The sequence below is a fragment of the Corynebacterium propinquum DSM 44285 genome (assembly GCF_000375525.1).
GTDB lineage: Bacteria > Actinomycetota > Actinomycetes > Mycobacteriales > Mycobacteriaceae > Corynebacterium > Corynebacterium propinquum.
The window spans coordinates 391,698-415,270 of the sequence record NZ_AQXC01000001.1 but is presented as its reverse complement, the minus strand read 5'-3'; the positions used below and the strand labels follow the sequence as shown (position 1 = coordinate 415,270).

At 55.9% G+C, this 23,573-nt stretch carries 18 protein-coding genes; 12 read left to right on the top strand and 6 right to left on the bottom strand.

Annotated elements, in window-relative coordinates; translation table 11 throughout:
• On the bottom strand, positions 1-2,922 hold the full coding sequence (locus B142_RS0101895; protein WP_018119851.1) for an FAD-binding and (Fe-S)-binding domain-containing protein: 2,922 nt from the start codon (positions 2,920-2,922) through the stop codon (positions 1-3).
• 276 nt (positions 2,923-3,198) lie between these two features.
• Between B142_RS0101895 and B142_RS0101890 the strand changes: the two genes are divergently transcribed.
• Entirely contained in the window at positions 3,199-6,441 is a 3,243-nt protein-coding gene (locus tag B142_RS0101890; protein WP_155860910.1) for a DUF6923 family protein, read from the top strand.
• Between the two features lie 7 nt (positions 6,442-6,448).
• Here the strand turns inward: B142_RS0101890 and B142_RS0101885 are convergent, their stop codons facing one another.
• Both B142_RS0101885 and B142_RS0101880 read right to left on the bottom strand, forming a co-directional pair.
• Positions 6,449-7,222 carry a glucosamine-6-phosphate deaminase gene (locus B142_RS0101885; protein WP_018119849.1) on the bottom strand — a complete coding sequence of 258 codons (774 nt, stop codon included), beginning with the start codon at positions 7,220-7,222 and terminating at the stop codon, positions 6,449-6,451.
• 71 nt (positions 7,223-7,293) lie between these two features.
• The gene (locus tag B142_RS0101880; protein WP_018119848.1) at positions 7,294-8,478 is read right to left on the bottom strand and encodes an N-acetylglucosamine-6-phosphate deacetylase; all 1,185 of its coding nucleotides are present in this window, start codon (positions 8,476-8,478) and stop codon (positions 7,294-7,296) included.
• A 154-nt stretch (positions 8,479-8,632) separates the two neighbouring features.
• Between B142_RS0101880 and B142_RS0101875 the strand changes: the two genes are divergently transcribed.
• From B142_RS0101875 to B142_RS0101865, 3 genes are all read left to right on the top strand, one after another.
• Complete coding sequence (locus B142_RS0101875) at positions 8,633-9,574, top strand: dihydrodipicolinate synthase family protein (RefSeq protein ID WP_018119847.1); 942 nt, start codon at positions 8,633-8,635, stop codon at positions 9,572-9,574.
• Positions 9,575-9,584: 10 nt separating this feature from the next.
• The gene (locus tag B142_RS0101870; protein WP_018119846.1) at positions 9,585-10,547 is read left to right on the top strand and encodes an ROK family protein; all 963 of its coding nucleotides are present in this window, start codon (positions 9,585-9,587) and stop codon (positions 10,545-10,547) included.
• Between the two features lie 90 nt (positions 10,548-10,637).
• On the top strand, positions 10,638-11,360 hold the full coding sequence (locus B142_RS0101865; RefSeq protein ID WP_018119845.1) for a putative N-acetylmannosamine-6-phosphate 2-epimerase: 723 nt from the start codon (positions 10,638-10,640) through the stop codon (positions 11,358-11,360).
• A gap of 12 nt (positions 11,361-11,372) precedes the next feature.
• Here the strand turns inward: B142_RS0101865 and B142_RS0101860 are convergent, their stop codons facing one another.
• Positions 11,373-12,074, bottom strand: a complete 702-nt coding sequence (locus tag B142_RS0101860; protein ID WP_018119844.1) for a FadR/GntR family transcriptional regulator — start codon at positions 12,072-12,074, stop codon at positions 11,373-11,375.
• A gap of 288 nt (positions 12,075-12,362) precedes the next feature.
• On the opposite strand from B142_RS0101860, the gene B142_RS0101855 reads away from it, so the two are divergent.
• From B142_RS0101855 to B142_RS0101835, 5 genes are all read left to right on the top strand, one after another.
• Positions 12,363-14,000, top strand: coding sequence for an ABC transporter substrate-binding protein (locus B142_RS0101855; protein ID WP_018119843.1), 1,638 nt, complete (start codon positions 12,363-12,365; stop codon positions 13,998-14,000).
• 64 nt (positions 14,001-14,064) lie between these two features.
• Positions 14,065-15,030, top strand: a complete 966-nt coding sequence (locus B142_RS0101850) for an ABC transporter permease (RefSeq protein WP_018119842.1) — start codon at positions 14,065-14,067, stop codon at positions 15,028-15,030.
• Entirely contained in the window at positions 15,030-17,120 is a 2,091-nt protein-coding gene (locus B142_RS0101845) for a dipeptide/oligopeptide/nickel ABC transporter permease/ATP-binding protein (RefSeq protein ID WP_018119841.1), read from the top strand. The genes B142_RS0101850 and B142_RS0101845 overlap by 1 nt, the downstream gene beginning before the upstream one ends.
• 5 nt (positions 17,121-17,125) lie before the next feature.
• Positions 17,126-17,974 carry an ABC transporter ATP-binding protein gene (locus B142_RS11555; protein ID WP_018119840.1) on the top strand — a complete coding sequence of 283 codons (849 nt, stop codon included), beginning with the start codon at positions 17,126-17,128 and terminating at the stop codon, positions 17,972-17,974.
• Positions 17,975-18,072: 98 nt separating this feature from the next.
• Entirely contained in the window at positions 18,073-18,762 is a 690-nt protein-coding gene (locus B142_RS0101835) for a S1 family peptidase (RefSeq protein WP_018119839.1), read from the top strand.
• Positions 18,763-19,017: 255 nt separating this feature from the next.
• On the opposite strand, the gene B142_RS11550 is transcribed toward B142_RS0101835, so the two are convergent.
• The gene (locus tag B142_RS11550; RefSeq protein ID WP_018119838.1) at positions 19,018-19,710 is read right to left on the bottom strand and encodes a GntR family transcriptional regulator; all 693 of its coding nucleotides are present in this window, start codon (positions 19,708-19,710) and stop codon (positions 19,018-19,020) included.
• 110 nt (positions 19,711-19,820) lie between these two features.
• Here B142_RS11550 and B142_RS0101825 point away from each other — a divergent pair, with 110 nt between their 5' ends.
• From B142_RS0101825 to B142_RS13825, 3 genes are read left to right on the top strand one after another with little or no spacing between them, the layout of a single operon-like run.
• A complete protein-coding gene (locus B142_RS0101825) occupies positions 19,821-20,474 on the top strand; it encodes a flavin reductase family protein (RefSeq protein WP_018119837.1) in 654 nt (217 codons plus the stop codon).
• Positions 20,471-21,196, top strand: a complete 726-nt coding sequence (locus B142_RS13830) for an MFS transporter (RefSeq protein WP_018119836.1) — start codon at positions 20,471-20,473, stop codon at positions 21,194-21,196. The genes B142_RS0101825 and B142_RS13830 overlap by 4 nt, the downstream gene beginning before the upstream one ends.
• Positions 21,178-21,747, top strand: a complete 570-nt coding sequence (locus tag B142_RS13825) for an MFS transporter (protein ID WP_018119835.1) — start codon at positions 21,178-21,180, stop codon at positions 21,745-21,747. The genes B142_RS13830 and B142_RS13825 overlap by 19 nt, the downstream gene beginning before the upstream one ends.
• A 50-nt stretch (positions 21,748-21,797) precedes the next feature.
• Here B142_RS13825 and B142_RS0101815 read toward each other — a convergent pair whose 3' ends face one another.
• The gene (locus tag B142_RS0101815) at positions 21,798-23,561 is read right to left on the bottom strand and encodes a BCCT family transporter (protein WP_018119834.1); all 1,764 of its coding nucleotides are present in this window, start codon (positions 23,559-23,561) and stop codon (positions 21,798-21,800) included.
• Positions 23,562-23,573: the final 12 nt, after the last annotated feature.

Sequence of the window (23,573 nt, the reverse complement as noted above, 5' to 3'; positions counted from 1 at the left end):
TTACGGCGTCACCACCGGACGTGAGGCCTTTTCTAGCAGCACAGCCACAGAATCAAACTGGTACCCGGCGACGACGTCCAAGCCCATCTCGCAGGTACGGTTCGATGAAACGAAGGCGTCGTAATGCCGAGCATCCAAGCCGGTGCGTTCCTCACGGGTGGCAGATTCCACCAGCTCTGGGTGCAACAGCCCGCGGTCACCAGCGGTGCCGCAACACATCGCACCGAACGGAACACTAGCCTGTCCCGCACGATTGGCGACGGCAACGAGCGCGTCGGTGTGGCTCATGTGCTGGGTAGAACAGGCCGGGTGCACCGCGATGGTGCCCATGTCGTGATGGATTGGCAGATAATCGATGACATCATCATGCAGCCACTCGACGATGTCGATGATGCGCAGCTCGTCGTAAAGCTGCTTCGTCTCGGCATCCAGCACCTCAGGCACACCAGAGAGCAATCCGTGGGTACAGCTGGAAGCGTCGATGATGATCGGTAATGTGCCGCCATCGGACCAGTCGTGGAATTTCCGCACGATCGCGTGCGCCTGGTGGCTAAAGCCATCCTGGTAGCCTTTCGACGACCATGGCGTGCCGCAACAAAAACCGGTGACATCGTTGGGGATCCACAGCGACTGGCCGCTGCGGCGAGCAAGTTCCACCATGGCGCGCGGCAGGTCGACGGATTCGGGATCCGAGCCAGCCGGGCGGCCGAAAATACGGTTCACGCATGCCGGGAAATACACCGCGCTGGCACCGGCGCGTTCGGTAGCCGGCAACCGGTCCGCAGCCTGCGGCAATGCGCCCGGCACCGATGGCACCAGATCCGGGTTAATCACATTCCGAGCCACGTTAGCGGCCCAACCAGCGGCTTTTTCGCCAACCTTGTTTGCGCTGATGATGCCCGCACGGGCCAGTTTCTCCACCACATCCCACTTTTCAGCGGTGGTCAAAGCGACCTTTTCCGCGCGCGGGGTAGCCTGCTTTGCACGCAGGTTCTTCATCACCGCGCCGGTATCAATGCTGATTGGGCAAGGGATGGCACAAGTGCCGTCGGCAGCACACATATCGACGGCGTCGTACTGGTATTCCTCCTGCAGCTGTTTCAACACCGGTGAGCCGGGGGCCTGGCGCGCCATCTCCCGCCGCAGCACGATGCGCTGGCGTGGGGTCACGGTCGCGTGCCGGGAAGGGCAGACTGGTTCGCAGAAACCACATTCCACGCACGGGTTGATCTCTGCTTCCACGCGCGGGAACGATTTGAAGTTGTGCAGGTGGTTGTCCTCGCGCCGGGTGAGCTTCACATCTGGTGCCAGCATCGCGGTGGGGTCGATGAGCTGCTTGGCTTCCCACATCAGGTTCCAGGCGGTATCGCCCCATTCTTGGCGCACAAATGGAGCCATGTTGATGCCGGTGCCGTGCTCGGCTTTCAACGAGCCGTTGTACTTGTCGATGACCAGATCCGCGAGTTCACGCAGGAATTCGGCGTATTTATCCTTTTCTTTCGGATCATCAAATTCCGGGATGAGGAAGAAGTGCAGGTTGCCGAAGGCAGCATGGCCCATGACCATTTCTGGGTAGCTGTAGCGTGAGAGCAAATGCAGCAGATCGGCAGCAGCCGCACCGATCTGTGCCGGTGGGAAGCACACGTCCTCGGTAATCAGCGCGGATCCCTGCGGCCGGTCTGCTCCTAGCAGGCCGAAAAGCCCGTTGCGGATCGCCCATGCGCCTCGGATGTCTGCATCACTGGTGAAAAATTCCAGTTCGGCGCCCAGCTCGGCGTCGGCAAGCACCTCTTTGACGCGGTCCATGGCGTCGGCAAGCTCGGCATCATCAGCGCCACCGACTTCCAGCAGTAGGGCGGCGGACTCGTCGGAAATATCCGCCCACTCGGCTGGCGCCTGCGCGAAATTCTCCACGGATTTCTTCAGCACCGGAGCCACCAACAGCTCGCAGGCCCACGCGCCGGTCTCCATTAGTGGGGCGACGTAGTTCGCTGCCTGGAAAAGGTCGGGCAGCATCACCCAGGACACGGCCTTCTTCTTCGGCAACGCGACGGTATCGAGCTCGCATTCGGTGAATGCGCCGAAAATGCCTTCGGACCCGACCAACAGACGCATCAGGATGCGTACTGGCTCTTCTTCGTCCAAGAACGCGTCCAGGCGCAGGCCGTTGGTGTTGCGGATAGAAAATTTCTCCCGCAAGTGTGCAACCAGCTGTTCGTCGCTACGGATCTTGTCGCGCAGTTGTAGCAGGCCAGCGTGCAGCTCCGGTTCCTGGGAGCGGAACTTTGCATCACCGGCGTGCGTGTCGACGATCGTGCCTGACGGCAGCACGAATTCCGCCTGGCGGATGCTGTGATAGCTATCGTTTTCCAGCCGGCAGCGCATACCACCGGCGTTGTTAGCGAGCACACCACCGATGGTGCACACCGACGTTGATCCGGGGTCCGGCCCCAGCATGAAACCATTGCGGCCAAGCACCGCCTGGGCATCACCGAGAATCACGCCTGGGCGTGACCATAACACCGTGCCGCCGTCGCGAACCTCCATGCCGGTGAAGTGGGTTTTCAGATCCACCAGTAGATCATCGCCCTGGGCCTGGCCGTTCAGTGAAGTGCCAGCAGAACGGAACGTGATATTGCGGCCATGGTCAGTGGCATAGCGCATCACGCGCGAGAGATCCTGTGTGTGGCGCGGTGCGACGATGACCTGCGGGAGCAAGCGGTACGGGCCGCCATCCGAGGCATAGCGGACGACATCACTAATGCGTGCGTGCACGTTTTCCGGGCCGACGATCGCGCTCATATCGGCGACGAGCTGTTGTTTATCGGCGCGCAGGTGGGAGGTGGGCACGGCATCGCTTTGCGGCGTGGAGTTTTCCGGCCTGCCGTAGCTGCGTGGGTTGGGTGTGAGAAGCTTTTTCATAGCCCATACCTTATATTGTCGGGATCACACGCGTGCGCAGGGTCACGGTAGCGAATTGTGCGAACTTGAGTTCAGTGCTGTGAGACGACAAGAAAAGACCGGGAAAGAATTGTTGAGCACTCTGTGCGTAAGCTGGATATTTGCGGAAAACAGTTGTAGTATCAGGTGACTAAATTAACTAATGTTCTGCCAGCTCTTTGCGCACAGGGGTGCTCTTGCGTTGGACGGTTCATACCCGCTTTCGCGCGGTCTATCACGAAGAGACAGAGTAATAACGTGAAATATATCCCTTGTGTACGATTTCCGGTGTTCGTAGCTATCGTGGTGGCGATAGCTGTATTGGTTATTTCGTTCGTAACGGGTAATTTTGGGCAATTTGCCCGTGCGGATGAAGAATCTAATCAGCCGGCCACACAGGAAACTATCACAGGGCCCGCAGACGAGACTCTTAAGAATACGGCGCGACCGGCTCCGGGCTCAGCGACACCGACTGAATCTGCGACGTCGGTTACAGAACCTATAGAGGATACTGAACCGTCGGTGTCACGCGAAATGGATCAGACGGTACCTGAGCACATGCCACATGAGGCGTCTGTGCAAGATCTTGAGGAACAGCCGCAGGTTACAGTTACTCGTAACGGGAACGTCGATGAGGTCGTCATTGAACACCCAGTGGATTTTTATGACCATCTTTCGTTAGATAACCTGGTTGGGGTGGTCCGCTCAGGTGCGGGCGAGATTGAGGCGGTAGACAAAGCTGTAACTGACGGTCAAGAGCGTGAGCCCGTTGATTATGCGTTGCGTGCTTCCGCCATTGGCGATTTGATCATCTTTGATGGCAATAAGCTTCATGCAAATCCACCAAAACGCATTGAGTTAACAGTGATGGCGCCATCAGGTGGAGAGTACCGCATTGCGGGTGTTGACGAATTGCCTACTCGTGCAGAATTGGAAGCAGAAGGACTCTTTAGTTCCGAGAATTTAAACCTTGCGGAAGGGGCCCGTTCTGTTGCGCAATGTGAACCATTGGGTAAACAGTCTTCTAGTACCAAAGAGCTACCGTTGTCAGGACGCGGGAATTATGAGAATCATGGGACATCTACTCTTGTAAGGATCAGTGGATTACGCCCAGGCGATAAAATTAATTCGTTAACGATCAAAACTAGTGCGCGATTAAATTCTGGGAGTGCCACAATATTCCGTAACTCTCAGGGTAATTTAACTACGCGTTCATCGTCGGTAACCAATAGCGAGATTAAAGGTCAACTCTCAGCTAATCGCTTTGAAATTAAATTTGTATTACCGACATTTGAAGTAGGTGGGGATGGAACCATTGAAGTTGCTGTCGACACGGGAGCTCGACCAAAACGCTTTTTTAAGTCAGCCATTGTGGGTTTAGTAACTCATTCCGAGGAACTTTACGATAACCCACCCCGTGAATCAGATTTAGCGAAACCACAAGCTAAACGTGACTTAACCCGCGAAGAAAAGACTTCGGGAACCCAGGTCTACGTCAGTACTTCTCTTAACCAACAGGGACAAGGTAGCGGTGACCTCATTCGTACAACCTTGAACTTGCAAGAGCAGGATTCGAAGTCATTCAAAAGGGTTGGCGAAAGTGGATGGATTTATAACGGGCTTGCCTATGATGAACAGGATAACTGGCTATATGCAGTAAGTAACGAGAAGACAGGCGACCAGCAAAACTGCTTTCCGGAGGCTCACTTACTGCAAATAAATCCCCTCAACGGGCAAACCCGGAACTTAGGACCTCTACGGGCCGCGAACGGGGCCGATATATTGGCCGAAGCTGGGGCGAGCGACCGACAGTTATTGAATGCCGGTGTTGTCTACAAAGGACACCTGTTTGTCTCAAATTCATCGACTTCTGGTACTCGGACGATGTATAGGATTCCGTTGCCCTCTGCAGGTCGATTTGTCGCTGGAAAACCAAAGATCGAGAAACTCAATGTTAAATTCTATGCTGAGGACTATGCACAGGTAAAAGGAAACCCAGAATACGCTTGGGGGCTTGTAAGTCGGGAGCCTCTGCGAAAGCAGCAGATTCCTGAAGCGAGGCCCTCTACTGACCAAGATCTAGTCTTGCAACGTGTAGATTTGCGTAACGGCAAATCGCGGTACTTTAAACTATCGGATTCGCAGAGAACGACCCTTGACGGAAGCAAGCTAAAGCAAGTTACAACATGGGGTACGGCGTGGAGCTACGGAAACGGCAATCTTGGATTTGGCCCAGGTGGTGAGGCGCGCGCGGAAAAGAATGGTGTACAAGTTCGGGTGGAGAATCCCGCGAGCAACGACCCCAAGATTCAGGTCGTGCAGTTGCTCACTCAGATCCCGGATTCCTACAACACGGATGCGACAAGTAATGCACTGGCCCTTCCGGATGTAAATAGTGATTTACGGGTCAGCAAAACCCATCTTGCTGGTGAAATCGATGAAAAGTACCGGGCGCAGCTGTATTCCCTGCAAGATGGGGTGCGAAAGACCGTAGAACAAGAAACGGGTACTGCCAGCATCGAAGGCTACCACTTTTGGGCCGTCGAACTTACCAACGTTGGAGAAGCTGCGTCGTCGGGATCAACCGTGTATGAAAAGCTCCCGCAAGTATACGATCCAACGACTGGAGAGTATCGCTGGGAGACCTTTAATAGTGCCGGACAAAAAATCACTACGCCCATTGCTGAACTGAATTATCAGGCGAACGATCCGAGCCGAGGAACGATTCAGTTTGTCTTTGGACGCTTAAACCCTGGGGACACTGTGCGGATGTATATCGCCGCGAGATTCAAAGATGGGCAAAGTGAATGCAAACCTAACCAGGTTGAAGTACTGAACAATGACAAAGACGAAACTCCGAATGATAACCACGATAGTGCGGGCTGCGTCGAGGAAGTTGACTCGAAAGTTGGCTTCGAACTACACAAGGTTGATGCAAGCGATATCGAAAATAGTGTTCCTCCGAAAAAGCTCAGCGGTGGTCAATTTGTCTTGATTGACGGTACGAAAGAAGACGGAAGCTTCACGCAAGAAAATGACATTAACTGGCAAGCCGCGGTGCACCCTGATAACCCTGGAGCACACGCATTAGTTGAGACCGAAGAATCTGGTGTTTACAGCACCGAGGATAAGCTCGAGGTTGGCAAATATTATTGGTTGCTGGAGACGCAATCTCCTAAGGATGAGTCCGGAAAGCCCTATAATCTGCTCACGCGGCCAATCTTGTTCCAGCTCACACGCGATAAGGGCAACAATGTCCAGGCAATGTTTTACGATTCTTCCGCGCACGGAGCGGAGGGAGACTCATGGAAAACTAGCTATCCGGTAGCGAATATGTACTCGGACGTGAAATCCAAGGACAAGTTGACCATCCAATTGGCAAATATCCGGCAAGGAGAAATGCCAAAGACGGGATCATTTGGAATCTGGCCGTTCGTGTTGGCAGGGTTGCTGACCATCTTGGCAGGCGCATACTTGTCACTTCGGCGCCGCGAAGCTTAAAACTAGCTTAATATCCCTGGAACGCCGGCTTATTCTGGTCGGCGTACTGGTAGTACTCACGGAAGGTCAGCTGGGAGGCTGCCTCCTCGTCGATCAGCACTGTTGCGTGCGGGTGGAGCTGCAACGTGGATGCCGGGCACATTGATGACAGCGGGCCTTCGACTGTCGCCGCGATGGCCGCCGCTTTGCTAGCACCCGTGGCCACCAGTAACAGGTGCCCGGCGCGCCGGATCGTCGCCAAGCCTTGCGTGAGTACGTGGGTGGGCACCTCGTCGGGGGTGTCGAAAAAGCGTGCGTTGTCCCGGATGGTCTGTGGGTGCAGGGTTTTCAGGCGCGTGACGGAGTTGAGTGAGGAGGTTGGTTCATTGAACCCGATATGCCCATTGCTGCCGATGCCAAGTAGTTGGATTGCGACGTGCTCGCTGGTGATGTGGCGGTCGTAGTCAGCTGCGGCTGCTAGCGGATCGCCGCTGTTGCCGGATGGGGAAAAGACATCCGCGTCGTTGATGTCTAAGTGTTCGGTGAACTCTCGTCGGATGGTGCGGGCATACGATTGCTCGTGTTGGGGGTCAAGGCCTAAGTACTCGTCGAGCATGAAGACTTTGCAGCCAGCAAAGCTTAAGCCCTCCTGTTGGTGGCGGCGGATGAGTTCTTGGTAGGTCGCGATCGGCGTGGAGCCGGTGGCCAGCCCTAATACCGAGCCGTGTTGGACATAGCCTGCGATGATGTCGGCGGCCTGCGTGGCGACAGCCTCTGGGGTGGGGCGAATGAGAATTTCCATGGTGGGTTCCTGGCAGCCTTTCGGTGGTGACGGTGGTGATAGTGGTGATAATGGGGAAAAATCGGGATTGCTTAGCGTGGTGAATGCACGCTGTGTGCGGTGTGCACTGCGTGGATGGTGCCTTTCGGGGTAATGCCGACTAGTTCGATGGGCTTCCCGACGATGTCGGCGGGGTAGTCCAGCCGCGGTTTGCCGAGTACGGCGCGTGCATTGCTGGAGGTAAAAGCCACTGCTTCTGGCAGGCTATGGCGCCCGGCAAAGCGCGTGAATTGTGCAAACAGGGTGGTAGTACCTCCGGCGATGCTGCGGGTCGTGCCATCGGTGGTGGTGAGCCTGGCGACCCCGGAGGCAACCGTGACACCGAGTCCGCCGAGCTGATAGCTGCCGTCGGCAAGACCCGCGGCTTCCATGGCATCAGTGATGGCGAAAGCCGACGGATTGCCACCGGCCATGATCATGTCGACGGTGCCATCGGCTAGGTGCACGCCATCGCCGACGATCTCCAGGTGCGCCTGTCCGGTGCGCGCAGCCGCGATGCAGGCCGCCGCAGGTCCCGGCGCGCGGTGGTGGATGGGCGGCATGGCGTTGAACAGATGTGTTGCCGTGACGGTGACTCCGAGTTCTACTGCGCGAGTAATCACGGCGTGGGTTGTTGCGTAGTCCGCGTTGGTGTGCCCCAGTGAGGCGATGATGCCGTGGTCTGCGCACAAGCGGAGTAGTTCGTCGGCATGCTCGGTTTCCGGGGCGAAGGTGATTGCTCGGACGGTGTTGTCCGAGGCGTCGATGACGCGGGAAAACAGCGCGGGGTTGCCAGGCATGACTTTTGCCGGGTTCTGTGCGCCGCATTTGCCCGGGTTGATAAACGGGCCTTCCATGTGGATGCCGTCGATCAAGCCTTCGGCAACGAGGGGTTTAAGGCGCTCGGCTTGGCGCGCGAGTTCGTCGCCGGTGGCAGACACCAGGCTGGCCAGCAACGTCGTGGTGCCGTGGGTGCGGTGATACAGCGCGGCGCGACGGCAGTCGTCGGTAGTGCCGGAAGGAAAAGCACCGGCATTGCCGCCGTGATTGTGCAGGTCGCTAAAACCAGGCACCCAGGTGATCTCGCCGTGGCCGGGTAATTGCTCGACGGCGGTGGCCACCCCGGCTTCGTCGACGGTGATGGCTGCGTTATTCCATTCTGCACCTGCGGTGACAAGCCGACCTTCGAGGCGTTGCGGGAGCGCGTGATCCAAGGTGGCGGTAGGTGAGGTGGTCATGATTCTCCTGAGCTAGCGACCGGTTGAGATATTGACCGGAGAAATGATTAATTGTGAATTCTACCCCATCTAGACATAAGACGTATGATGTTTACGTACCCGCCCGCGCACACAACGTTTGGACTAGCAACGTCTGGACTGTCAGGAGCTAAAAATGTCAGAAACCATCGCGCCATTCCACGGAGTAGTGCCCCCCATCGTCACCCCGTTTCATGAGGACTTTTCCATTGATACGGATTCGCTACGCGCACAAGTAGAGCGGATGATCAAAGCCGGTATTCACGGTTTGTTCGCCCTGGGCTCATCGGCCGAGGTGGCATTTTTGACTAGGGAAAACCGGCAAATCGTTTTGGACACCATCATCGATCAAAACGCGGGTCGGCTGCCGGTCGCCGCAGGCGTAATCGACATGACCACCCCGCGCTGCCTAGAGCACGTAGCTGATGCGCGTGAACGCGGCGTCGACGCACTGGTGGCCACCGCACCGTTTTATGTACGCACCCACCCAAACGAAATCGAAGAACACTTCCGCCAGATTCACGCTGCAGCACCAGAGCTGAAGCTCTTTGCCTACAACCTGCCGGTCTCGGTCAACGTGGTACTAGAGATCCCCATGTTGATCCGCCTGGCACAAGAAGGCGTGCTGGACGGCATTAAAGACTCCGGCGGCAAAGACGATTACACCCGTGCCGTGGTTGCCGCGCGCAGAGCTGCGCAGCTGGACAACTTCGTGGTGCTTACCGGTTCGGAAATGACCGTGGATTATGCCTATCTGGGCGGCTGCGACGGCGTCGTACCGGGTCTGGGCAACGTCGACCCTTATGCCTACGTAAAACTACATGAGACCTGCCGGGCGAAAAACTGGGACCAGGCTGTTGAAATCCAAGAGCGGATCAACAAACTCATGGCTGTGGCCTTCGTCGGCGACGGTGCCCGTATGGGTGGGTCCGCAGCCGGGCTGGGCGGATTCAAATCCGCACTGCACCACCTAGGAGTGTTTGCTTCCCCGCGGATGTCGCCGACACACATGCCGCTCAACGACGACGAACACGCACGCGTTGCTGCCATCGTCGATGAATTCGGCCACGGGGTGTAGGTGTGTAGCGGTGCCTAGCACTTTAAGTTTTGATATCGGCGGCACGAAAATCGCCTACGGCATCGTCCGCGATCACGCCCCGAGCGACATCATTGCCGCGGGTTCGGTACCGGCACAACCACAAGGCTCGTCGCTTGCCGCCGAGTTTGACAAGGCCGTCGGTGTGGCACTGAGCGTTGCCCGCGAGGCCGGTATTGAACCGGATCGCATTGGTGTTGGCGCGCCGGGGATCGTGCGCGGCCCGCACGGCACCATTTTGCGCTCCGGACCTACCGTTCCCGGTTGGCAAGGCACGATCATTGAAGATATCATCGCCCGGTACACGCACGCGCCGGTGGCCTGCCACAACGACGTGCGCATTTGGGCCTTCGGCGAGCACACCTTCGGGGCGGGCCGGGAGCTTCCCGGTCGCGTGGTCTACCTATCGTTAGGCACAGGTGTTGGCGGAGCCATCGTCGACAATGGAGAACTACAAACCGGAACGACCGGTTCCACCGGCGAATTTTCCGAATTGCTCGTCGCAGACCTGCGCGGGATGGCCGATCGGGTAGAAAACACCTGCTCCGGCAACTCTCTGGCACGCTACTACAACGTGCTCGCCGCGCAACCGGACTTCGCCGGACGCATCGCATGGGACCACCCACCTGGGCCCAACGACCTCAGCCTGCCGGAGATCATGCAGCGCTATCACAACGACGACCGCCTGGCGTTCGACGTGATCGATGGCAATATGCGTGGCTTCGGGCGCGCGCTGGCCGGATTGGCGTTTGCCTTAGATATCGACGGCATCGTCATCGGCGGCGGGGTCGGCGGCCTGGGCGAACCAGTACTGGGGGCACTGCGCGCCGGATTTGCGCAATGGACAGTTGATTCTGCACAACGGCTGCCGATCGTGGCTTCCAAGCTGGGCAGACTAGCCCCGCTGGTCGGTGCCGCCGCCTATGCGCGGGAATTCGCGGCAACAACCAGCTAGTGTGGCGACCGGATCGATAGCCGGGCGAGAAACCGCTGCATAAAAACCACAGCCTAAGAGCCCACACACTACACAGGAGAACCGAAAGCTATGGCGTTTACCTTCCAATCCAGTGATATCGCTGGGCGTCGGCAAGAAATCATTAATGCTGTGCGCGATAACGTGGTCGTGTCTGTGCAAGCACCCGACAGACACGCGATGCGCGATACCCACACGCTGACGCACGTGGCGCGTGCCTGCGTCGACGGGGGAGCGCCAGCAATTCGCTGTGGCGGATATGGCGGGGTGGACGATATTGCCTCTATCGCTGCCGCCGTTGATGTCCCGGTATTTGGGCTGACCAAAGAAGGCGACACCGGCGTATACATCACCCCAACCCGGGAATCCGTGCGCAACGTGGTTGCCGCGGGTGCGGCGGTGGTGTGTGCGGATGCCACGTTGCGGCAGCGCCCCGATGGCTCCAGCTTCGCTGAGCTCGTCGAATTAGCCCACGAGCTGGGCGCGGTGATGATGGCCGATTGCGCGACGCCGGAAGAAATGGCCGCTGCCCACAAAGACGGCGCGGATATTATCTCCACGACGTTGGCTGGCTACACCGAGCACAGGGAGAAAACCGAAGGGCCAGATTTCGAATGCCTAGCCCAGGGGCGTGCGTTGGTGGGTCCGGATGCCTTCGTGATCGGGGAGGGCCGCTTCCACACCCCGGCTTTGGTGGCCGAAGGGATCAAACACGGTGCCGACGCAATCATTGCCGGTACCGCGATCACCGATCCCGGCTGGATTACCGCGGCATTTTCGGCTGCGCTGGACTAAAATCTGCCCGCGCTAGCATTCCTGTTCCGCAGCAATTGCGCGCTGCAGCGGGGCATAGTGCTCGAGGACTTTCTCGCGATAACGTTGCTCGTCGCCAGCTTGCAGCGCATGCACAATGGCGGCATGCGCCTCGATGGTTTTTTCAATATCGCCGGGCATCTGCACTTTCATCAAGGGCAGCACGTCCATGTGGATCTGCCAAAAAGCATCGCAGAGCTCGCGGATCAGACTATTCGAAATCAGTGAGTTCAAGCGCTGGTGGTAGGCGCGGTCTTGCTCCGCAAATGACTGTCCCGACGCGTGTTGGTCGTGCATGTCGTCGACCAGTGCCAATAGGTGTTCGGCGTCGTCGGGAGTAAAAGCTCGGCATAATTCCGCGGCCATGGAGAGATCCAAGCCGATACGGACTTCCACCACCTCGCGCAGATGCGCAAAAGAATTGGCGGAATCGATGGTGGTGCGCAGCACCAGGCCCTGTACCAGCGGCGACAGAGACAAAGTGCCGACAAACGTGCCGTGGCCGTGGCGGACCTCGACAATATCCAAGCTGGCGAGGGTGCGCACGGCTTCGCGGACAGAAGACCGGGAAAGATTCAGTGCTTCACACAGACGTGCTTCCGTCGGCAACGGATCGCCGGGGTTGAGCTGGTGTTGTTTGATGTAGTCGGTGATCCCATTGGCGGCCAGCGTTGCGGCATTGGGGCGTTGGCTCACTGCGGTTCCTTTCGGACGGTGCGGTATTTCCGGATGTGGTTTTCGGGTGGGGATCGCCGGTGAGGTTACCCCCGTAGCGGTGGTGCAGTAAAGCCGATGACCTTGGAAAATGCGCGGTGGACGGTTTTGTGAATGAATTCATCACTGAACTAATTGGTAGAAGTCAGATGTCTGACATATTATATGATCACGTTCACAACTTTAAGTTCCGACGCTGAGAGTCACGCCAGGATCACAATCGGCTGGTGTAATACGCGGTTGGGCCTTGACAGAAAGGATCAAGACCTCATGTCTCTGAATGTCTCCATTATCCGCCGAATTGGCATGGTCGCCGCAGCTGCCAGCGTGAGTCTTGCACTGGCTGCCTGCGCCCCAGACGATAGCTCCAACGGCGCGCAAGACTCCGCGTCGAATGGTTCCAGCAGTGATTCCAGTGCTGATTCCGCAGCATCGGGCGAAGTTAACGAAGAGGGCACCATCCGCGCTGCCATTTCCTACGAGCTGGGTACCAACGGCTATGACCCTATGACCACCACCGCCGCGCTGACGGTTGCCGCTAACTGGCACACCCTGGAAGGTTTGACCGAGCTGGATCAAACCGACGGCTCCACCTATGCAGCACTGGCCAAAGAATTGCCGGAATCCGGCGACGGCACCGAGGCCACCGTGGAACTGCGCGAGGGTGCGAAATTCTCCAATGGCTCTGATATCACTGCCGACGACGTCGTCTATTCGTTTGAACGCGTGATGGACGAATCCAACGAGTCTTTGTACGCCTCATTTATTGATTTCATCGATTCGGTAGAAAAAGTCGATGACACGAGCGTGAAGTTCACCCTGAAACACCCAACCGGTGTTTTGGCAGAACGCTTGTCGACGGTCAAAATCGTGCCGAAGGACGTCGTGGAAGAAGACCCCAAAGCCTTCGATAACAACCCGGTTGGTTCCGGGCCATACGTCATGACCGATAACGGTGGTGCCACCAACACCATCAAATTCGAACGCAACGAGCACTACAACGGTGAGCGCCCGGCACGCTCGGCCAAGATGGAATGGGACATCATCCCGGATGCCTCAACCCGCATCAACGCTTTGCAATCCCAGCAGGTACAGGCCATTGACGCCGTGCCATACCTGAATGTCGACACCGTTGCTGCCACCAACGAACTCGAATCCGAGCAGGGCTTCGGTCTGTTGTTCTCCATGTTCAATAACGATCCGTCGAACCAGTTCTCGAACAAGGACGCCCGCCAAGCATTCCTGTACGCGATCGACATGGACAAGATCATCGAAAACGCGATGCAGGGCCAGGCCACCGCTGCGAAATCCTTCCTGGATACCGAACACCCGAATTTCCACGAGGCGGCCACCGTCTATGAGAAAGACACTGACAAGGCCAAGGAGCTGTTCGAGAAGGCCGGCGTCGACAAGCTGCACCTGCTGGCTACGGACCATGACTGGGTCAAGCTGGTCTCACCGATCGTGCAGGAAAGCCTGAAAGAAGCCGGCGTTGAGGTCGAATTTGAAGAGAAGAAATCTTCCGACGTCTACAACACCATCGACGGCAAGCCGGATGCCTACGACGTCGTGCTGGCCCCAGGCGATCCATCCGTTTTCGGTAACGATCCAAACCTGCTGATGCGCTGGTGGTACGGTAACGACACCTGGACCCAGACCCGTATGCACTGGAACGACGAAGGCTACGAGAAGATCCAAGACTTGCTGGATAAGGGACTGCAGGAAACTGACGAGTCCAAGCAGCAAGAAATCTGGAATGAAACTTTCGACGTACTCTCGGACGAAGTCCCGCTGTACCCACTGTTCCACCGCAAGGCACCAAGTGCTTGGGATGACAACACTCTCGTTGACTTCAAACCAATTTCGGTGACCGGACTGTACTTCTTGGGTGCAGGTACGACTGAGTAATTAGTGTGTGGGCACGGGTGAATAATTCGTGCCTGCGCATGATCGAGTACTAAAGGCAGACTGAATGTCTCATCTCATCCGCCTCATTGGGCGCAGGCTGCTGGCGCTGCCGATAATGGTCTTGGGCGTAACGTTCCTGGTGTTTTTCATCATGTCGTTTTCGCCTGCGGACCCGGCACGTCTAGCGTTAGGCGAAACCGCATCGCCGGCCGCTTTGGAGGCTTACCGTGAAGAACATGGATTAAACGATCCGCTGCTCGTGCGTTATGGCCAGTTCTTGGTCAACATGATGCAGGGAGATCTGGGCCTGTCGTCTGGCGGCGTGCCGGTGACTGAGCGAATTGCCCACGCGTTTCCCATCACGCTGCAGCTGACTTTCACCGGCTTGTTGTTGGCCGTCGTGGTGTCGGTGATCTTGGGTGTTTTGGCTGCGATCTACCGCGAAAAATGGGTAGATCAGGTTATCCGTGTGCTGTCGATCGCCGCACTGGCGACCCCGTCGTTTTGGTTGGCGATTCTGTTGATCCAGTGGCTCGGCACCATCCCCGGCGGTTGGGGAGCATTTCCCGCCGTCGTAGCCAGGTGGGTGCCGTTTAGCCAGGACCCAGCGACCTGGGCGAACAATATCTTCCTGCCCGCGGTGGCACTCGCGGTGCCGGTGGCTGGTTCGCTGACCCGCGTGGTGCGAACCTCCATGGTGGAAGAACTCGACAAAGACTATGTCCGCATGGCAATCGGTGCGGGCGTTCCGCGCGGAACCGTCATTGGACGCAACGTTTTGCGTAACGCTTTGATCACCCCGATCACGGTGCTGGGTCTGCGCGTGGGCTACCTCATGGGTGGTGCTGCCGTCATCGAGATCATTTTCAATATCCAGGCAATGGGCCAGCTGATCCTGGACGGCGTTGTGCGTAACGACGTCTACCTGGTCCAAGGCGTCACATTGGTGGTGGCGATCGCGTTCATCATCATCAACATCATCGTCGACATTCTCTACGTGCTGGTGAATCCACGGATTAGGAGCATCTGATGCTACGAGCAAAAACCACACAGAACCTGGAGAATAAAGCCGGTGCGCGGTTTACCGGCCTGAAAAACTTGCCGCTGAAATCCAAGATTTCCATGGTGGTTCTGGGCATCGTGGTGCTGGCGGCCGTGTGTGCACCACTGATCGCACCGCATGATCCGCTGGCTACCGGCACCCCGATCCAACCACCATCCGGCGAGCATCCATTTGGCACCGATTCCGTTGGCCGCGATATCTTATCGCGCGTCATCTACGGGGCGCGTTCCTCGCTGCTGATTGGTTTACTTGCCACAGGCTTGGCGCTGCTGGCTGCCGCGGTATTGGGCTCAATCGCAGCGACGTCGAACAAAGTGGTCTCGGAAGTGCTGATGCGCTTTTTGGACATCGTGATGTCCTTTCCGGCTATCGCACTGGCAGCAGTGTTCGTCGCCGTGTGGGGCAATAACGTCGCGATTCTGATTATCGCGATTGGCTTCGTATACACCCCGCAGCTCTCGCGCATTATTCGCGCGAATGTGTTGGGGCAGTTCGGCGAAGACTACGTTTCAGCCTCGCGTGTGATGGGCGCGTCGACGCCACATATTTTGCTCAAGCAAGTTGCGCGTAACTGCATTGCACCGGTGTTGGTGTTTGCTACGGTGCTGGTTGCTGATGCGATTGTGCTGGAAGCGTCGCTGTCATTTATCAACGCCGGTGTGGCACCGCCGAATCCGTCCTGGGGCAATATCTTGTCTGATGGGCAAGGAATCTTGCTTACTGGCGCGTGGTGGCCAACGTTTTTCGCAGGTCTGATGCTGCTAGTCACCGTGCTGTGCCTGAACATCATGTCCGAAGGCATGACCGACGCTTTGGCCTCACCACCAGCGCGCAAGCCGATTGCTGATGATGCGAAAGCAGCCGAGCAAGCAGAAAAAGCTGCTGCCGTAAAAACCCTGGGTGCCACCTCTCGGGAAGAATCCCAAGCAGCGTTGCAGCAGTCTTTGGCTGCGCTGCGGGGCTCGGCCATGGTGACGCACAAGCGGGAATCTGGAGATGCGAGTGCGGACGGGTCCGCGAAGAAAACTCCGCTCCTGGAGGTAAAAGATCTGCGCATCAGCTTCCCGGATGCGCACGGTTCTGTGGACATTATCGACGGGGTGAATTTCTCCGTCGCGCCCGGTGAAACGCTAGGACTGGTGGGAGAATCCGGCTGCGGAAAATCCATTTCCGCCATGTCGATCATGGGTCTGCTGCCGGCGTCAGCCGTGAAAACTGGCGAGGTGCGCTACGACGGAAACAACGTGCTGGAGCTTAACGACAAAGAGCACAATAAGTTGCGTGGCCATGAAATCGCGATGATCTACCAGGACGCATTGTCATCGTTGAACCCGTCGATGCTGATTAAAGCGCAGATGGCTCAGCTGATTAAACGTGGTGGTAAGCGTGGTGCCCGGGAGCTGCTGGAGCTTGTGGGATTGGATCCGGATCGCACCTTGAAGTCCTACCCCCACGAGCTTTCTGGTGGTCAGCGCCAGCGCGTGCTCATCGCCATGGCGTTGACGCGCAACCCGCGTTTGCTGATTGCCGACGAGCCGACGACTGCGCTGGATGTGACAGTGCAGAAGCAAGTCGTCGAATTGCTTAATGATCTGCAAAAGAAGCTGGGCTTTGCGATGATTTTCGTCTCGCATGACCTCGCTTTGGTCGCGCGCATGGCGGATAAAATCACCGTGATGTATGCCGGACAGGTGGTTGAGCAAGGCGCGACGTCTGAGATCTTGGGTAACCCGACGCATGAATACACCCGCGGGCTGCTCGGCGCCGTGCTGTCTGTCGAAGCCAATGCACAGCGGCTGTATCAGATCCCAGGCACAGTGCCGTCGCCGACGGAGTTCGTCAACGGTGATCGGTTCGCGCCGCGCTCGTCGTATCCCGAATTGGGCTTGGAGGAAAAACCGACGCTGCGTGTGGTCGGTGATGCACAAAGCTCGACTCATTACTATGCGAGCACCGACGAGCTGGAAGCTGCGCGTGGTGGCGTATGCAGTGGTGCAGGCGGTGGCGCAGACTCGCAATCTCGTTCCGTGTCGGGTAGCTCGAAGCAGGAAGGCTAGTGGCTATGAGTCAGTTGGATAACAAGCAGAATGACCCGGTCCAGCCAAACCAGAATTCTGGTCTCGGCGAGCCAGTACTTGAGCTGCGCGATACCAGCGTGGTCTTTAAAACCCGGACCGGTAGTTTGTTCAGTCCGAATAAAGTACAGGCCAATAAGCACATTAATTTCCAGATCTACCGCAACGACATCGTCGGCATCGTCGGTGAATCCGGCTGTGGTAAATCCACGTTGGCGAAAGTCATGGTTGGGTTGCAAAAGCCGACTTCTGGCGAGGTGCTGTTTAAAGGCGAGCAACTCGGCTGGGGTAGGTCTGCGCGCAAGAAAATGGGCAGGTCGGTGTCGGTGGTGTTCCAAGACCCAGCGACCTCGTTGAACCCGCGCATGAGTGTGCAACAACAGCTACTTGATCCGTTGAATGTGCACGGGGTGGGATCGCATAGCGACCGGCTCAACCGCGTGCGGGAGCTGCTTTCGCTGGTCGGTTTGCCGCAATCGGCGTTGAATGTGTTACCGCGGCAGATTTCCGGTGGCCAGCGCCAGCGCGTCGCAATTGCCCGTGCGCTGGTGCTAGAGCCGGATGTGATCATTGCGGATGAGCCGACGTCAGCGCTGGATGTGTCCGTGCGCGCGCAGGTGCTGAACCTGTTGTTGGATCTGAAGCGTGAAATGGGCCTAGGCCTGGTGTTTATTTCTCACGATATTAATACCGTGCGTTATGTATCCGACCGCATTTGCGTGATGCTCGGCGGGGAAATCGTGGAAGAAAATACCACCGAGGAAATTTTCACCAACCCGCAGCACAGCTACACGCGTGAGCTGCTGGGCTCGGTTCCGTCGTTACTGGGAGAATAGCGCGGAGAATCCCAGAAAACTCTACGGCATTTGTGCGAAAAATGAGTGATAGTTAACAATTCTTGGAATAGTAAAAGAAACCTATTAGTCTCTGAGGTATGAGATTAAAGAAGGTTGCGCTCGTTCTGAGCGCCATTGCTGTTGCTGTCACCGGTGCGGTCGCGCCGCAAGCCAATGCCGTTCGGGGAGGCCATGACGTCTCTCCCGATGACAAAAATGCACAAAATATCGTCATCATTGGCGGCTGCACGGGTACCGCCATCAGCCCACACTGGGTCCTCGCCGCAAAACACTGCTTCCGTGAAGGCAACCACCCGATGCCGATCACTGCGGGCATCGACAAAAAGGGCGGCCGCAAAGGCTCACAGGAAACTTTCTATGCCCCAAGCGGAGACATTTCGCTTGTGCGGATGTCCATGTATTCTGCCTTTGATTTTGACAGCTACCCACAATTGGCCTCCGAATCGCCCCAGGCTGGACAGACCGGAACCTTCTATGGTTGGGATAATCGAGCACACAATTACTTGCAGCAATCGACCGCGCAAGTGCAAGGTAGCTACCAAGACGGCAGTTATACCAACGGCAAAATGTTTGTTGTGCACCACCAAGATGGTGCCTATTCCAAGCCAGGCGATTCCGGCGGGCCGCTTTTTATCGATGGAAAGCTAGCGGGTGTGGCCTCGGCAATCTCTGGCAACGGCGTGCCACTGAACCTCGCTGATATTGCGGCGCAAAAAGACTGGATCGCGGAAAAATTGGCAACGACAGGCGACACCGCGAATTTCTAACACAGTTCGCCTGCCTGCCGCCTGACGGTTTATCGCTTATTTATTATCGCCAGTTTCGACAGTGACGTTGCCTGTGAGTTTCCACCCGTCGCCTTCGTCGTATTCGAATTCCGGGGCTTCGACTTCGTTGCCATCTTTGTCGTAGCCCGGCGCGGGCTTGTTTTCTGCCTAATAGGGTCTTTATCCCCGCAGTGTATCGTCGACCAGGGAAGAAGCTTTTGGGGCGTTGGTTCGCAATCGCCCCCACCTGGATAATTAAGCGATCGTTGGCCTGTCTGCATGACGGGAAAATAACCATTCTCCATTACGCACGATTGATGCTTGTTTCTTCACAACGTCAAGGGTGAAGTCGATTAGGTAGTCGTTAAGCCCAAGAGCCGCTTGTTGTGCGTGAGTAGAATCTCGGCGAAGTATTGCTTTAATGATCTCCAGATGGTGGTGCTTTCCTAAGGTCACGCTTTCATCGAATAAATCAAGATGGGCACGCCAAAATCGACGAGATAGCAACAACAGCGGTTTCATCGCTTCCTGCAAATAAGCGTTCCCTGTGTAGGACAAAATGAGTTCTTGAGTCTTGCGAAGTAGTTCAAGGTATTCATGCGCTTCATTCGCAGGTTTCAATGCTCCTTCAATGTCTTTGAGGGCCCGTAAATCTGAAACTGAGGCACGCTCGGTACTTAAGGCTACGGTTAGGCATTCCAGTGCACGCCGAACTTCGAGACGACCTAGCTGATCGTCAACAGATAAGGGCGGAATTTGGATTCCAGCACGTCCACGAACAGAGATGATGTGTTCACGAGTAAGTCGTTGAAGAGCCTCGCGTAGTGGTGTCCGGCCAATTCTTAAACGTTCACTGAGGTCTGCTTCTGTGAATAAATCTCCAGGTGCAAGATCTCCGAATTCTATGTCTCGGCATAACTGCTGGTACGCATCGTCTGATTTGCTCACACTTAATTTTCGCAAAGAAATCGTGGGGGAACAAACGCCGTAATTGTATACGCGAAATATATTTATGATATACATAAAGGTGAGATGCAGTTCACTAGAAAGGGCTTGTTATGAAGTGGCACCCAAATCAGGAAAAGAATCCGCTGCCGTTTTCACCGTTCAAATCGAGTACGGTTCCGCGTCCAATCGGTTGGTTGTCTTCCGTGAGTGAAGACGGCCAAGAAAACATTGCGCCATACAGTCAGTGGCAAAATCTTACTTTTGACCCGCCGATGGTAATGTTTTCCGCCAATCAATACCCGGATGGTCGACGTAAAGACACGGTGCTCAACGCAGAGAAAACTGGGTGGTTTGTGTGGAACATGGCAACCTATGATCTTCGTGAAGACGTGAATAAAACAGCCATGGCGTTAGCACCTTCGGAGAGTGAATGGGACCACCTTGACGTCACCAAAGAATATTCGGATAACGGCAATATTCCAATGGTGAAAGAGTCTCCGATTAAGTTTGAGTGTCGTTATCTTTCAACCCATCGGCTACCTGGAAATTCGAATGTAGGCACAATCGATATCGTTTTTGCCAAGGTTGAAGTTATTCATATCGATGATGCTGTGATTACAGAAACTGGAAAGATCGATATCGAGAAGATTATGCCGATTGCACGCCTTGGGTACTTTGACTACACAGTCGTGCGGGAAACCTTCGAGATGCGTGTCCCCGGGGCAGATGGTGATGCCCAATCTGGTCTGGAAGGCTCGGCATGAGTGCAAAAGCCAAACCACAACGGCGGCTAAAAGACCTTCTTGCCGTAAATTTTGGCAATGTGCTTGAGTGGTACGACTGGAATATTTATACGATATTTGCACCATACTTTGCTGCAAAATTCTTCGTCGATGATGACCCTGCTAGTGCATTGCTGTCAACCTTAGCGGTGTTTGCGATCGGCTTCATCGCACGGCCAGTTGGCGGTTTTGTCTTCGGTAGATATGCCGATAAGGCCGGACGAAAGCAAGCACTTTTTGTCGCAATGATGCTCACTGCTGGTGGATCGCTTGTCGTTGGGCTCGCTCCAACTGCCGCATCAGTTGGAGTCTGGGCCGCGGTAATTCTCGTGGCTGCGCGGTTACTCCAAGGGCTTGCTCATGGTGGTGAAATGGGTACGTCGATGACTTATTTAGTCGAACGTGCGCCTCAGGGAAAACGGGCGTTATTCGGTTCGACCTCATGGGTCAGCGTCGTTATGGGCACAATGTTGGCAACGATCGTCGGGCTATTGCTTAACCTCATGTTAAGTGAAGCAACGATTGATTCCTGGGGTTGGCGAATTCCATTCCTTATTGGGGGCGCACTCGGACTTTATGCTTTATGGCTTCGTAAAAATATCGTGGAAACTACTGAGGATAACTCTACCCATGGTGGACGAGCGCATTCGTCGACGACCGATGAAACGGCGGGGATTTTTGCGCATTGGCGTGGCCGCTGCTGATTTTTGTCACTTCGGCGGGCGGATCCCTGATGTTTTATAATTGGTTGCTCTACTTACCAACTCATGCTCAAGTTAAATTCGAGCAATCCCCAGATAGTACGCTGAGTGCCAGCCTTGTGGCACAAGTAATCTTTTTGGTTATGATCTTGGGGTTCGGAGCGCTCGGTGACAAAATTGGGCGGAAGCCATTAATTATCGGTTTTTCGATTGGGTTTATCCTGCTGACTATTCCTTTGTATAACATTCTTAATGGGGAATTTGTAACCCTAGTGATCGCGATGGTCGTCTCGCTGACGTTTCTTGCAATGCTATTTGGGGTCAATGGTGCATTGTGGGCGGAGAGTTTACCGATGAAATACCGAGCCACAGGTGTTGCTACCACCTTGTCAGCAGCGACCGCGATTTTCGGTGGTACAGCCCCGTACGTTAACCAATGGCTCAGCAACGCAGATAAGGATTTCTGGTTCCAGATTTACCTGGTGGTGGTTGCCGGTGTGACATTAATTGCGGGTGTCTTTGCGAAGGAGACTAAAGACGCCAGTGTGCATTAACTCTGCTGGTTTTTGTCAAAGCTTCTATGCGCAGTGTAACTCTCCGCATCTTATGCACCTTTATCGTCGTCAGTTTCGACCGTGACGTTGCCCGTGAGTTTCCACCCGTCGCCTTCGTCGTATTCGAATTCCGGGGCTTCGACTTCGTTGCCATCTTTGTCGTAGCCCGGAGCAGGCTTGTTTTCTGCCTGCTCGAGTTTTTCTGGGGTATCGGTCTTTTCCCAGCGTCGGGTGCGCAAACGTTTCTCGGCGGCGAAGTCATCGCCCATGCCCTTCAACAACGAGACCATGATGAAGCCCTGCATGATGAAAAACGGCAGAGCGACGATGGTGACCACTTCCTGGATTGCTTGGATACCAGCGTCATTAATGAACAACAGCGCGGCGGTCACGACACCCACAGCGATTGCCCAGGCGACGCGGTAATAGGTGGGGGATTTGGCTTCTTCACCGGTGGCGAAAGTATCCATCACTAGGGCCGCGGAGTCGATCGAGGTGATGAAGAAGATTGTGATCACAGCCAAAGCCAGTGTGCCGGATACGGCATACAGCGGGTATTGCTCTAACAGTGCGAACAGCGCAACTGGGGTATTGCCTTCTTCGACTACAGGACCGGTGAGTACCCCGGGGGCGGCAAGTTCCATTTCGATCGCGGAGCGGCCGAATATCGAGAACCACACGATGACGAAAATCGTCGGCAAGGCGAGTACCCCACCGATGAACTCACGCACGGTGCGCCCACGGGAAATGCGGGCGATGAACATGCCGACGAACGGCGACCAACAAATCGTCCATGCCCAATAGAAGGCCGTCCAGGAATTTAACCAGCCTGGGTTTTCGTTGTACGAGTCCACCCAGAACATCAGTTCTGGCAAGCTGCTGGCATATAAGCCGAAAGCTTCCGTGGTGTGGTTTATGACTTTCAGTGTTGGGCCCATCGCGGCCACGAAGATCATCAACAGTACTGCGCCCAGGATGTTTAGGTTGGAGAGGATTTTCACGCCTTTATCCAGACCTGTGGCCACGGAAATCGAGGCAATCACGGTGATGCCGACGATGATCAGCACTTCTACCCAGCCGACCAGCGGCACGCCCCACATGATATTCAGGCCAGCGTTGATCTGCAGCACACCCAGGCCGACGGAAACCGCCAGACCGAAGATAGTGCCGATGATTGCCATCGCATCAATCAGCTTGCCTGGCCAGCGATAGACCATGCCGCCCAGAAACGGCGAAAAGACTGAAGAGATGCGTGCGGGCATTTTGCGCTTGTAAATGAAGTAGCCCATGGCCAAACCAGGCAGCACGAAAATGACCCACATGTGGGCGGCGAAGTGATAGTAGGTGTATTCGAATGCTTGGGTGATGGCCTCTTGACTCATCGGCTCTAGTTCACCGCGCGGTGGGTTATAGGCGTGATGGATCGGTTCGGCCGCGCCCCAGAACAGCAAGGTTGCGCCGAGGCCGGCGGCGAAAAGCATCGCGAACCACACAGGAAGCGAAAACTCCGGTTCGTCTTCGTCATCACCCAGGCGCAAGTTGCCGAATTTGGAGACAAAGATTCCGATCAGGAACACGAAGATGACTGAGAATCCGCCGATGTATAGCCACGCGAAATTTTCCAGCAAGCTTTCGGAGACGTTGCCGTAAAGATCACGGGCGCGGGCACCAAAGGCGATGGTTCCGGCGACGAAAACGATCACGAAAATGGCTGCGGTGAAAAAGACAAAGGGGTCGGTCTGCAGCCGGAATCTGCGATTATTATCCGCGGAATCCGTCGGGGACCCGGTTGGGGAAGTAGAAGGTGCCGTCATGATTGTCCTGCC

What these genes read in the sequence shown, in the direction of transcription:
- B142_RS0101895 (WP_018119851.1), bottom strand. Translation starts at nt 2,922, where the DNA reads ATGAAAAAGCTTCTCACACCCAACCCACGCAGCTACGGCAGGCCGGAA.
- B142_RS0101885 (WP_018119849.1), bottom strand. Translation starts at nt 7,222, where the DNA reads ATGGAAATTCTCATTCGCCCCACCCCAGAGGCTGTCGCCACGCAGGCC.
- B142_RS0101880 (WP_018119848.1), bottom strand. Translation starts at nt 8,478, where the DNA reads ATGACCACCTCACCTACCGCCACCTTGGATCACGCGCTCCCGCAACGC.
- B142_RS0101875 (WP_018119847.1), top strand. Translation starts at nt 8,633, where the DNA reads ATGTCAGAAACCATCGCGCCATTCCACGGAGTAGTGCCCCCCATCGTC.
- B142_RS0101865 (WP_018119845.1), top strand. Translation starts at nt 10,638, where the DNA reads ATGGCGTTTACCTTCCAATCCAGTGATATCGCTGGGCGTCGGCAAGAA.
- B142_RS0101855 (WP_018119843.1), top strand. Translation starts at nt 12,363, where the DNA reads ATGTCTCTGAATGTCTCCATTATCCGCCGAATTGGCATGGTCGCCGCA.
- B142_RS0101850 (WP_018119842.1), top strand. Translation starts at nt 14,065, where the DNA reads ATGTCTCATCTCATCCGCCTCATTGGGCGCAGGCTGCTGGCGCTGCCG.
- B142_RS0101845 (WP_018119841.1), top strand. Translation starts at nt 15,030, where the DNA reads ATGCTACGAGCAAAAACCACACAGAACCTGGAGAATAAAGCCGGTGCG.
- B142_RS11555 (WP_018119840.1), top strand. Translation starts at nt 17,126, where the DNA reads ATGAGTCAGTTGGATAACAAGCAGAATGACCCGGTCCAGCCAAACCAG.
- B142_RS0101835 (WP_018119839.1), top strand. Translation starts at nt 18,073, where the DNA reads ATGAGATTAAAGAAGGTTGCGCTCGTTCTGAGCGCCATTGCTGTTGCT.
- B142_RS0101825 (WP_018119837.1), top strand. Translation starts at nt 19,821, where the DNA reads ATGAAGTGGCACCCAAATCAGGAAAAGAATCCGCTGCCGTTTTCACCG.
- B142_RS13830 (WP_018119836.1), top strand. Translation starts at nt 20,471, where the DNA reads ATGAGTGCAAAAGCCAAACCACAACGGCGGCTAAAAGACCTTCTTGCC.
- B142_RS0101815 (WP_018119834.1), bottom strand. Translation starts at nt 23,561, where the DNA reads ATGACGGCACCTTCTACTTCCCCAACCGGGTCCCCGACGGATTCCGCG.